The 269-nt window shown below is 56.5% G+C and carries 1 tRNA gene; it reads right to left on the bottom strand.

Features of this window, described 5'->3' with window-relative positions:
* Nucleotides 1-9: 9 nt before the first annotated feature.
* Nucleotides 10-85: transfer RNA gene (locus OGX86_RS00315), tRNA-Ala, on the bottom strand.
* Nucleotides 86-269 lie beyond the last annotated feature (184 nt).

The following is a 269-nucleotide window of genomic DNA, read 5'->3' as shown; positions in this document are numbered from 1 at the left end:
AGTAAGGGATGGTGGAGCTATGCGGGATCGAACCGCAGACCTCCTGCGTGCAAGGCAGGCGCTCTCCCAGCTGAGCTATAACCCCATCGTAGAATGCTAATCTCTGTACCCTAATTCGTTTCCGGGCAAGGCGCGGTGGTGCGAAGCATACTGAAGTATGCGAGCATCGCCGTAACACAGCACGGAGGCGAATTTGGTAGGCCTGAGTGGACTTGAACCACCGACCTCACCCTTATCAGGGGTGCGCTCTAACCACCTGAGCTACAAGC

Origin of the sequence: Citrobacter sp. Cpo040 (assembly GCF_030332915.1) — a bacterium.
Classification (GTDB): Bacteria; Pseudomonadota; Gammaproteobacteria; order Enterobacterales; family Enterobacteriaceae; genus Citrobacter; species Citrobacter portucalensis.
The sequence above is the reverse complement of the archived record's forward strand: the minus strand, read 5'-3'. Positions and strand labels throughout refer to the sequence as shown.